The sequence below is a fragment of the uncultured Amaricoccus sp. genome (genome assembly GCF_937858865.1).
Taxonomy (GTDB): Bacteria; Pseudomonadota; Alphaproteobacteria; order Rhodobacterales; family Rhodobacteraceae; genus Amaricoccus.
Map to the genome: position 1 here is coordinate 1 of NZ_CALLYO010000290.1, position 9,460 is coordinate 9,460.

The window sequence follows — 9,460 nt, forward strand, 5'->3', positions numbered from 1 at the left end:
CGCGCGAGGAGCGCGTCCTGCGCATGCGCTTCGGCATCGGCATGAACACCGACCACACCCTCGAGGAGGTCGGCCAGCAGTTCTCCGTCACCCGCGAGCGCATCCGGCAGATCGAGGCCAAGGCGCTGAGGAAGCTCAAGCACCCGAGCCGGTCACGGAAGCTCAGGAGCTTTTTAGATCAGTAGTCTGCCAGTTCTACGTTTCTCCGATCGCTGTCTGCGACTGGCAATTGTCGCAACAGCGATCATGAATTCGCTCGCGGGGCCCATATACGCTGATAGCGCGTTTGACCTCATAAGGTCAGGCTATCTAGTGATCTGGGAAGGTTACGCTTCAATTGACACGTGCGTCAACAATGAAGATGCTCACGCGCTAGGGCCATACATCTTCCTTTGTGACAAATACACATACGAGTACCCGTATCACTATGGTACCGTATATCTTATGGCTAAGCCATTCGAGTATGATGGCAGGACCATCTACAGGTCTTACCTGTGCCTAGATGGCAAAGATGAGTGTTTCGAGGGGTCCATCTATCATCGCTAACGGTGCGATGGATCGGATTTATTAAAGTCACCGCGGCCTTCTGCCAGGTGCTGATCAACCCAGCGAAGCAAAGATTGAGAGATGCTGTCAACCTTCTGGCGTGCTTCGGCAAGTTCCAGTCTCGCGCGACGGAGTCGGTCAATCTCGATGTCTCTCGACCGAGAGCCTTCCCACTCCCTGATGAAATCGTGGGCAATCCAATTCCTTTGTATCGATATTCCATCCAACAACTCAGTATTCTTGCCTAGTCCCAGAGATTTACAGATGGCTTTGAAGTTTCTGCCCAGATTCCGCTTGCCTTCGTATGACTCGAATAGCCCCTGTGCATCCTTCGCCGTTCCACTCCAAAGCTGACCACTCTCGGCCGCTTCCACGAGAGCCTTCAAGTTCTCACACGCATATTCGAGATGCTGAGCCTCCGACATAGCGGCCCAAAACTCGCGAACTGTTCCAGCATCTGGGTCAGGCATGGGCGGAGTTCCGATCGCAGATCGTTGACGCGCTGTACGGTATCACGTACATGTATGCGATGAAAACCCTCTCCTCCACCACCCTCCGCGCCAACCTATCCGCCGTCATGGACAAGGTGAACGACGACCACGAGCCGGTCATCGTCACCCGCGCCAAGGGCAAGCCTGTCGTCATGGTCTCGCTCGAGGACTGGGCCTCGATGGACGAGACCACCTACCTGATGTCCAGCCCCGAGAACGCGCGGCGGCTGCGCGAGTCGATCGAGGCGCTGAACGAAGGCAAGGGCGTCGCCCGCGACCTCATCGAGGAATGAGGCTCGTCTTCGACCCTGCCGGCTGGGACGACTACCTTCACTGGCAGGCCACCGACAAGACGATGCTGCGCAAGCTCAACCGCCTGATCGAGGAATGCCTGCGCCACCCCTTCGGGGGCACCGGCAAGCCCGAGCCGCTCAGGGGCGACCTCGCCGGCTTCTGGTCCCGCCGCATCGACCGCGAGCACCGCCTGGTCTACCGCGCCGCCGCCAGCGCGATCGAAGTCGTGCAGTGCCGCTACCACTACTGACCGGCCACCCGCAGGTCTGTCCGACCGGGTCCTCGTCCACTCGGCGAGCGCGGGGATGGCTCGAGCCGCGGGTCCCGTCGATTGCCGTCACGGGTTCAATCCCGACTGTTTCAGTACCCATACGGATTCCATACGGATTCCATATGCATCCCATACGCAGGAGATTGCCCTAACCCTTTGGATTCCCGCGGCCGCCTTTCGGGCCCTACCCCGCGCAGCTCCAGACCCCGCCCGTCACCGCCGGATGCCGCAGCTCGGCGCCGAGGTCGATCCCGAGCTGCTCGGCCAGGCCGCCATTGATCTCGAGCACGTACTGGATCGCCTCGCCGCCGACAATCGGCGTCTCGTCGAGCGGCCGCGCCTCGCGCGCGATCCGGGTGAGCCGCCCCTCGGCGTCGAAGAAGAGCATGTCGAGCGGAATCAGCGTGTTGCGCATCCAGAAGGCGACCGGCTGCGGCGTCTCGTAGACGAAGAGCATGCCCGAGAAGCGCGGCAGGCTCTCCCGGTTCATCAGCCCCTGCGCCCGCTCCTCCGCGGTGTCGACGACCTCGACCTGGAACCGCAGCACGCTGTCGGCATCGCGGATGTCGACCCGGTCCGCCGCGCACTCCGCCGCCAGCCCCGGCCCCGCCGCGGCGGCGATCGCCAGCAGCAGCCAGCCGGCGCCCTCAGCCCAGCGCATCGTTCGAGAGGCGCATCCTGACCACATAGTCCCAGCTGCGCACCTCGTAGACCATCGGCCCGCGCGGCCCCGCCGTCACCCGGACGGCCAGCACGTCGCCCGCGACCACCTCGCCGTAGCCGTACTGCCTGAGCGTCTCCATGTGCAGGAAGACGTCCTCGGGGCGGCCGTAGATATTGACGAAACCGAAGCCCTTGACCCGGTCGAACCATTTCACCCGCGCCGGCTCGAGCGGCCCGGCGGCCTCCGTCTCCGGAAGCATGATCGGGACCGGGCTCTCGCTGCTCGTCGCCGGCACGATGTCGAGAACCTCGACCGCCTGGCGGCCCCGCTCGGTCACCTGCACGCGCAGGACGATCTCCGCCCCCTCGGCCACGGACGTGAAGCCGAAGGCCCGCAACACATTGCTGTGCAGAAGGATATCGCCCTCGCCGTCCTCGCTCACGACGAAGCCGTACCCCTTCGTCGTGTCGAACCATTTCACGTGACCACGGACAACCATCTTGCGGAAATTCCCGACCTCACGGGCGCATGGGAGCGCCGACATACTAGAATGACTTACCAATGGCCCGCCTGGGCGCGAGCTTCGCCCATATGGCGCAGCGTTACCGGTTTCGCTTGGTAACGCAACCGCGAATCTTGTGGAAACAGTAGAAGGACTGCAGCCTGCACAATCATAGTATTCTCGGCGTTCCCTCAGAAGTTGCATGCGGAAGGAGGGGGCCGTTCGACGCTGCATTTCAGACGCCCTGGGGAAACGTCTGCAGCCACGCGGCGGCGCACCTTCCGTCCCCCTCCGGCCGCACCCGGCGCGGATCCTGGAACGGACGACCCCTCGGCCCGAGCGACGCACCGATAGGCGCATTCCGCATATCGACCAGTTCAGGGCCGACGCGCTCCCCCGGGAACGCGCTCCCCGCCGGCCAGGTCAGGCGATCCGGCCGATTCGGTGGCCTCACCGCTTGCGGACCGCTCCGACGATCGCGAGCAGCGCCACCGAGCCGACGATGGCGACGACGAGTGCGCCGACGAAGCCGGTGGCGGCCAGCCCCAGGATCCGGAAGAGGAAGGCCCCGAGATAGGCGCCGATCACCCCGACGACCAGATTCTCGAGCAGGGAATGCCCGCGCTGCATCGCCTTGTCGGCGACCCAGCCGGCGATCAGGCCCACGATCAGAAAGCTCAGCCAGCCCAGTCCGCTCATGCTTCCACCTCCCCGTTGTCGCTGCACTGCTGACTCGGATCGGGCCGCGAGTCCAGCAATTCAGGGGCTGAGCCGCACGATCTCCCATGGCGCGCCCGGCGCGCGGCGGGTCCAGCGGAAGCGATCGTGCAGCCGGTGCGCCCCGTCGGCCCAGAATTCGATCTCGGTCGGAGCGATCCGGTAGCCGCCCCAGAACGGCGGCCGCGGCGGGTCGAGCCCCCTGGTCGCGGTCACCCGGCCGACCTCGAGCATCAGCGCCGCCCGGCCGGCGAGCGGGCGCGACTGCGCCGAGGCCCAGGCGCCGAGCCGGCTCGGCAGGCTGCGGGAGCGGTAGTAGGCATCGGCCTGCGGCCCCTCCTCGCGCGTCACCGTCCCGCGCGCCCGGATCTGGCGGCGCAGGCTCTTCCAGTGCATCACGAAGGCCGCGGCGCCCGAGGCCTCGATCTCGCGCGCCTTCACGCTCTCGTAGTTGGTGTAGAAGACGAAGCCGGCGGCCTCGATCTCCTTGAGCAGCACCATGCGGACGTTCGGCAGTCCCCCCTCGCCGACCGTCGCGAGAGCGATGGCATTCGGATCGTTCGGCTCGGTCCGTTCCGCCTCGGCCAGCCACGCCCTGGCGATCGCGAAAGGGTCGTCGCCTGCGAAGATTCCGGTCCGGTCCACGGCTCCACCTGACGCTGTCGGAGGGCGAAGGGGGACTGGTCGGGGCGACTGGATTCGAACCAGCGACCTGCGGTACCCAAAACCGCCGCGCTACCAGGCTGCGCCACGCCCCGAGGAGTCCTCCGCGATCCGAGTTAGCCGCTTGCCGGAAAAGCGCAAGAGCCTACGGCCCTGGCAGCGGCCGGGCGGGCGCCGGAGGGCACGCTGCGGGCACGCTGCGGGCACGCTGTGGGCACGCGTGCCCACCGGGCAGGATCTTTGTTTTTGCTGGATAATTCCGGTTGGCGTCAACCGGATGGAAACCTTCGTTAACGGGCCTTCGGGGGGCCGGTCGGTCGGCTGCCGGGTCGGCCCGCACTGTGCCGCCGGCGGTTGCGGGTCGGCAGGAAGCGGGCAATTGACGAACATTTAAGGAACCTCGCGCTAGGTGAGGGTCGCCCCGCCCCTACCCGGAAGATCCGCCCCCATGGAACCCCTCGCCCCTCCGGCCGACGCCTTCGCCCTCCTCGCCGCCCCCGTCATCGCCGAATCGGTCGTGGCGGCGAGCCGCACCGAGGGGAACGCGCGGCTCCGCTTCGCCGTCGCCCAGGCGCTGGTGCAGGGGCGGATCGCCTTCCACTACCAGCCGGTGGTCAGCGCCATCCGCCCCGACCGGCCGGCCTTCTACGAGATGCTGGCGCGGCTGCGGCTGCCCGACGGGCAGCTCCTGGCCGGCGCCGCCTTCCTGCCCGCGGTCGAGGCCGGCCCGCTCGGCCGCGCCATCGACCGGCTGGCCCTCGCCGCGGCGCTCGAGGCCCTCGCCGCCGACCCGCTCCTGCGGCTCTCGGTCAACATGTCGCCCCGCTCGATGGGCGACGAGGGCTGGCTCGCGCTCATCGCCGCCGCGGCGCGCGGCGGCAGCGGCGTCTGCGGGCGGCTCATCATCGAGATCACCGAGGAGGCCGCCCTCGTCGACGCGGCGCAGACCGTCGACTTCATGAACCATGTCCGCACCAGCGGCTGCGCCTTCGCGCTCGACGACTTCGGCGCCGGCGCCACCGGCTTCCGCCACTTCCGCGACTTCCGCTTCGACATGGTGAAGATCGACGGCAGCTTCGCCCGCGGCGTGCACGCCCAGCGCGATGCCCAGGTACTGGTCGAATGCCTCGCCGCCGTGGCGCGCCATTTCGAGATGCTGACCGTCGCCGAGCACGTCGAATGCGAGGCCGACGCCCGCTGGCTGCGCGATGCCGGCATCGACTGCTTCCAGGGCTATCTCTACGGCCGCCCCGCCGCCCGCCCGGAGCTCGCCGCCGCCCCGGCCGACGCCATTCGCCGCCGCGCCGGCTGAAGCCTCAGCGGTCCTTGGCGAGCTTGGCGAGCTGCTCCTGCATCGCGGCGAGCTGCTTCTTCAGCTCGTCGAGCTCCACGTCCTTGTGCGGCGGCTTGTTCGGCCCGTTCTTCGGCGTGAGGCCGGTGGCGAAGGGGGCGAACATCCGGAGCGCGTTCTCGAACCACTCCATGTTCGAGCGCGCCAGCGCCTCGAAGTTGGCGAGCGCCGGATTGGCCTCGAAGGCCTGGCGCACCTGCTCGCGCATCGCCTCCTGATTGCGGGCGAAGGTCTCCATCGACGCCTCGAGATAGCCCGGCACGAAGCCCTGCAGCGAGTCGCCGTAGAGCCGGATCAGCTGGCGCAGGAAAGAGGAGGGCAGCATGGTCTGCCCCTTCGCCTCCTCCTCGAAGATGATCTGCGCCAGGACGCCGCGGGTGATGTCCTCGCCGGACTTGGCGTCGTTCACCACGAAGTCCTGACCCGAGCGCACCATCTCCGCAAGATGCTCGAGCGTGACGTAGCTCGACTTGGCCGTGTTGTAGAGCCGCCGGTTCGCATACTTCTTGATGATGATCGGCTCGGCGGCGGTTTCGGACTTCTCGGCCACGCGCATCTCTCCTGGTGAATGTGTCCCCCGCGGACGATAAGCTTAGCCCTCGGCCGGCGGGGCGAAAAGGCATTTCCGCACCTGCGAATGTGCGAGGGCGAAGGCGGCGATGGACAGAGCGCAAGGCGACGGCGCGCAGGCGACGGCGGAAATCCCGCCGGCCGCGCCCCCCGGGCGCGGCGCCCGCGAGTGCGCGCACCTCTACCTCGATCTCTGGGAGCGCAACCTCGTGCACCTCGCGCTCCACGCGCCGGCGCCCGCCGCCGCCCCGGCATCTCCCGGAGGACGCCCCGCCTGATGGCGCGCGCGGCGCCCCACCGCGTCGGCGAGCCGAGCCCGCTCGTCCTGCACCTCGGCGCCGCCCTCTCGGCCTACGGCCACGCCCTGCTCGCCGCCCCGCGCGCCGACAGCCCGGGCTTTCCCTGGGCGGCCTCGCTCGAGGTCGACCGCGCGGCGCTCGCCGGGCTCGACACGATCGAGGTGGCGCTCGAGGTCGCCGCCCGCCTCGGGGCGACCGTCCGCGGCCTCGAGATCTGGCAGCAGCACCCCTACCGCCGCAGCCTCGCGGCCCCGCCGGCGGTCTGGCGGGCCGGCTGCTCGCGCCTGCTCGACTTCGGCCAGGCGCCGGAGGCCGCCCGCCCAGACGGCCCGCCCGTGCTCGTCGTTCCGAGCCTGATCAACCGCTCCTACATCCTCGACCTCGCGCCCGGCCGCTCCATCCTGCGCTGGCTGGCCGGCGAGGGCCTGCGGCCGCTCCTCGTCGACTGGGGGGAACCGGGGCCGGAGGAGGCGGACTTCGACCTCGCCGCCTACGGCGCGCGCCGGCTCCTGCCCGCGCTCGCCCGCGCCTGCGAGATCGCCGGGCGGCCGGTGCCGCTCGTCGGCTACTGCATGGGCGGCACGCTCGCCGTCGGCGCCGCCGCCCGCGTGCCCGAGGCGGTCGCCGCCCTCGTCACCATCGGGGCCCCCTGGGACTTCGCCCCGGCGCACGGGCTCGCCGGCGGCGTCCGGGCGAGCATCCGCGCCCAGGGGGTCGCCCGCGCCGAGGCGCTGCTCGAGGCCCAGGCGCAGGCCTTCGGCATGATCCCGGTCTCGCTCTTCCAGTTCCTCTTCGCCCTGGTCAATCCGATCCAGGCCGCGCTCAAGTTCCAGAAGCTCGCCCGCCTCGACCCGCTCGGCCCGGCGGCCGAGCTCTTCGTCGCGCTCGAGGACTGGGTGGCCGACGGGGTGCCGATGCCGCTCGGCGCCGCCAGGGACCTGCTGCTGCGCTGGCAGATCGAGAACGCGCCGGCGACCGGCGGCTGGCACTTCCTCGGCGGCGCCGTCGATCCCGCCCGGGCCACCCAGCCGGCGCTCGTCTTCTCGGGCGCGAGCGACAGCATCGCCCCGCCGCCGCTCGCGCTGCCGCTGGCGCAGGTCCTGCCGCGGGCCGAGCTCGTCTCCGCCCGCACCGGCCACATCGGCATGATCGTGGGCAGCGCCGCGCGATCCGCCGTCTGGCGGCCGCTGGCAGCCTTCCTCGCAGCGCATGGCGGCTGAGCGTCCGGCGCAGATCATCCTCGGTTGAGCATCCCGGCCTCATGTGCGACGAGAGGCTGGTTAACGCGCGGGGGAGTGCGATTCGCCTGTCCCTTGCCGCCCGGAAACGGACGATCCGGCGCCTTTGGAGGAAGAGATGAGCAAAATCGTAATCGCATCGGCAGCACGCACCGCGGTGGGGAGCTTCAACGGATCGTTCGCCAACACCCCGGCGCACGAGCTCGGCGCGGCCGCGATCCGCGCGGTGCTCGAGCGGTCGGGCGTCGCGCCGGAGGAAGTCTCCGAGACCATCCTCGGCCAGGTGCTGACCGCCGGCCAGGGCCAGAACCCGGCCCGCCAGGCGCATATCGCCGCCGGCCTGCCGAAGGAGAGCGCCGCCTGGGGCATCAACCAGGTCTGCGGCTCGGGCCTGCGCGCGGTCGCCCTCGGCGCCCAGCACATCGCGCTCGGCGACGACGCGATCGTCATCGCCGGCGGCCAGGAGAGCATGTCGCTGTCGCCGCACTGCGCCCACCTGCGCGCCGGGCAGAAGATGGGCGACCTGAAGTTCATCGACACGATGATCAAGGACGGGCTCTGGGACGCCTTCAACGGCTACCACATGGGCACGACCGCCGAGAACGTGGCGACCCAGTGGCAGATCAGCCGCGACGAGCAGGACCAGTTCGCGCTCGCCTCGCAGAACAAGGCCGAGGCGGCGCAGAAGGCCGGCAAGTTCAAGGACGAGATCGCCCCCTTCACCGTCAAGACCCGCAAGGGCGACGTGGTGGTCGACCAGGACGAGTACATCCGCCACGGCGCGACGCTCGAGGGGATGACGAAGCTGCGGCCCGCCTTCTCCAAGGACGGCACCGTCACCGCCGGCAACGCCTCGGGCCTCAACGACGGCGCGGCCGTCGTGCTGCTGATGACCGAGGAGGAGGCCGCGAAGCGCGGCATCACGCCGCTCGCGCGCATCGCCTCGTGGGCGACCGCCGGCGTCGATCCCGCGGTCATGGGCTCGGGCCCGATCCCCGCCTCGCGCAAGGCGCTCGAGAAGGCGGGCTGGAAGGCGGCCGACCTCGACCTCGTCGAGGCGAACGAGGCCTTCGCCGCCCAGGCCTGCGCGGTCAACAAGGACATGGGCTGGGACACCGCCAGGGTGAACGTGAACGGCGGCGCCATCGCCATCGGCCATCCGATCGGCGCCTCCGGGGCGCGCATCCTCAACACGCTCCTCTACGAGATGAAGCGCCGCGACGCGAAGAAGGGCCTCGCCACGCTCTGCATCGGCGGCGGCATGGGCGTCGCGCTCTGCGTCGAGCGGCCGTAGCTCGGCAATCGTTGATCCTCGCCGGACGGGGCAACCGTCCGGCTCCACATCAGAAGGGGGAAGCTCATGGGACGAGTGGCTCTGGTCACCGGTGGCTCGCGCGGCATCGGCGCGGCCATCTCGACGGCGCTGAAGGCCGCCGGCTACACGGTGGCGGCGAACTACGCCGGCAACGACGAGGCGGCGAAGAAGTTCACCGACGAGACCGGCATCAAGACCTACAAATGGTCGGTCGCCGACTATGAGGCCTGCGCCGCCGGCATCAAGCAGGTCGAGGCCGACCTCGGGCCCGTCGAGGTGCTGGTCAACAACGCCGGCATCACCCGGGACACGATGTTCCACAAGATGACCCCGCAGCAGTGGAAGGAGGTCATCGACACCAACCTCTCGGGCGTCTTCAACATGACGCACCCGGTCTGGTCGGGGATGCGCGACCGCAAGTTCGGCCGCATCATCAACATCTCCTCGGTCAACGGCCAGAAGGGCCAGGCCGGGCAGGTGAACTATTCCGCCGCCAAGGCCGGCGACATCGGCTTCACCCGCGCGCTGGCGCAGGAAGG

At 69.0% G+C, this 9,460-nt stretch carries 14 protein-coding genes and 1 tRNA gene; 8 read left to right on the plus strand and 7 right to left on the minus strand.

Annotated elements, in window-relative coordinates; translation table 11 throughout:
* The coding region (locus Q0112_RS08250) for a sigma factor-like helix-turn-helix DNA-binding protein (protein WP_297973813.1) at positions 1 to 185 on the plus strand (185 nt) is incomplete at its 5' end.
* Between the two features lie 357 nt (positions 186 to 542).
* Here the strand turns inward: Q0112_RS08250 and Q0112_RS08255 are convergent.
* The gene (locus tag Q0112_RS08255) at positions 543 to 1,016 is read right to left on the minus strand and encodes a hypothetical protein (protein ID WP_297973815.1); all 474 of its coding nucleotides are present in this window, start codon (positions 1,014 to 1,016) and stop codon (positions 543 to 545) included.
* A gap of 50 nt (positions 1,017 to 1,066) precedes the next feature.
* Here Q0112_RS08255 and Q0112_RS08260 point away from each other — a divergent pair, with 50 nt between their 5' ends.
* Positions 1,067 to 1,330, plus strand: a complete 264-nt coding sequence (locus Q0112_RS08260) for a type II toxin-antitoxin system Phd/YefM family antitoxin (protein ID WP_297973817.1) — start codon at positions 1,067 to 1,069, stop codon at positions 1,328 to 1,330.
* Complete coding sequence (locus Q0112_RS08265; protein ID WP_297973819.1) at positions 1,327 to 1,581, plus strand: Txe/YoeB family addiction module toxin; 255 nt, start codon at positions 1,327 to 1,329, stop codon at positions 1,579 to 1,581. The genes Q0112_RS08260 and Q0112_RS08265 overlap by 4 nt, the downstream gene beginning before the upstream one ends.
* Before the next feature lie 205 nt (positions 1,582 to 1,786).
* On the opposite strand, the gene Q0112_RS08270 is transcribed toward Q0112_RS08265, so the two are convergent.
* The 5 genes from Q0112_RS08270 to Q0112_RS08290 all read right to left on the minus strand — a co-directional run bounded on the left by Q0112_RS08270 (position 1,787) and on the right by Q0112_RS08290 (position 4,243).
* Positions 1,787 to 2,263 carry a DUF192 domain-containing protein gene (locus tag Q0112_RS08270; protein ID WP_297973822.1) on the minus strand — a complete coding sequence of 159 codons (477 nt, stop codon included), beginning with the start codon at positions 2,261 to 2,263 and terminating at the stop codon, positions 1,787 to 1,789.
* Positions 2,250 to 2,765, minus strand: coding sequence for a cold-shock protein (locus tag Q0112_RS08275; RefSeq protein ID WP_297973825.1), 516 nt, complete (start codon positions 2,763 to 2,765; stop codon positions 2,250 to 2,252). Before Q0112_RS08275 ends, Q0112_RS08270 begins: the two co-directional genes overlap by 14 nt.
* 453 nt (positions 2,766 to 3,218) lie before the next feature.
* Positions 3,219 to 3,467, minus strand: a complete 249-nt coding sequence (locus Q0112_RS08280; protein WP_297973827.1) for a GlsB/YeaQ/YmgE family stress response membrane protein — start codon at positions 3,465 to 3,467, stop codon at positions 3,219 to 3,221.
* A 60-nt stretch (positions 3,468 to 3,527) separates the two neighbouring features.
* On the minus strand, positions 3,528 to 4,130 hold the full coding sequence (gene pdxH / locus Q0112_RS08285; protein WP_297973829.1) for a pyridoxamine 5'-phosphate oxidase: 603 nt from the start codon (positions 4,128 to 4,130) through the stop codon (positions 3,528 to 3,530).
* A gap of 36 nt (positions 4,131 to 4,166) precedes the next feature.
* Positions 4,167 to 4,243, minus strand: a tRNA-Pro gene (locus Q0112_RS08290).
* Positions 4,244 to 4,596: 353 nt separating this feature from the next.
* Between Q0112_RS08290 and Q0112_RS08295 the strand changes: the two genes are divergently transcribed.
* Complete coding sequence (locus Q0112_RS08295; protein ID WP_297973832.1) at positions 4,597 to 5,460, plus strand: EAL domain-containing protein; 864 nt, start codon at positions 4,597 to 4,599, stop codon at positions 5,458 to 5,460.
* Between the two features lie 4 nt (positions 5,461 to 5,464).
* On the opposite strand, the gene phaR is transcribed toward Q0112_RS08295, so the two are convergent.
* Positions 5,465 to 6,049, minus strand: coding sequence for a polyhydroxyalkanoate synthesis repressor PhaR (gene phaR / locus Q0112_RS08300; RefSeq protein ID WP_297973835.1), 585 nt, complete (start codon positions 6,047 to 6,049; stop codon positions 5,465 to 5,467).
* A 109-nt stretch (positions 6,050 to 6,158) separates the two neighbouring features.
* Between phaR and Q0112_RS08305 the strand changes: the two genes are divergently transcribed.
* The 4 genes from Q0112_RS08305 to Q0112_RS08320 all read left to right on the plus strand — a co-directional run.
* Positions 6,159 to 6,347, plus strand: a complete 189-nt coding sequence (locus tag Q0112_RS08305; protein ID WP_297973838.1) for a hypothetical protein — start codon at positions 6,159 to 6,161, stop codon at positions 6,345 to 6,347.
* A complete protein-coding gene (locus tag Q0112_RS08310) occupies positions 6,347 to 7,588 on the plus strand; it encodes an alpha/beta fold hydrolase (protein WP_297973841.1) in 1,242 nt (413 codons plus the stop codon). Before Q0112_RS08305 ends, Q0112_RS08310 begins: the two co-directional genes overlap by 1 nt.
* A 136-nt stretch (positions 7,589 to 7,724) precedes the next feature.
* Positions 7,725 to 8,900: an acetyl-CoA C-acetyltransferase gene (locus tag Q0112_RS08315; RefSeq protein WP_297973844.1), complete on the plus strand. Its 1,176-nt coding sequence runs from the start codon at positions 7,725 to 7,727 to the stop codon at positions 8,898 to 8,900.
* A 66-nt stretch (positions 8,901 to 8,966) separates the two neighbouring features.
* Positions 8,967 to 9,460: SDR family NAD(P)-dependent oxidoreductase (locus Q0112_RS08320; protein ID WP_297973847.1), on the plus strand; the 494-nt coding region annotated here is incomplete at its 3' end.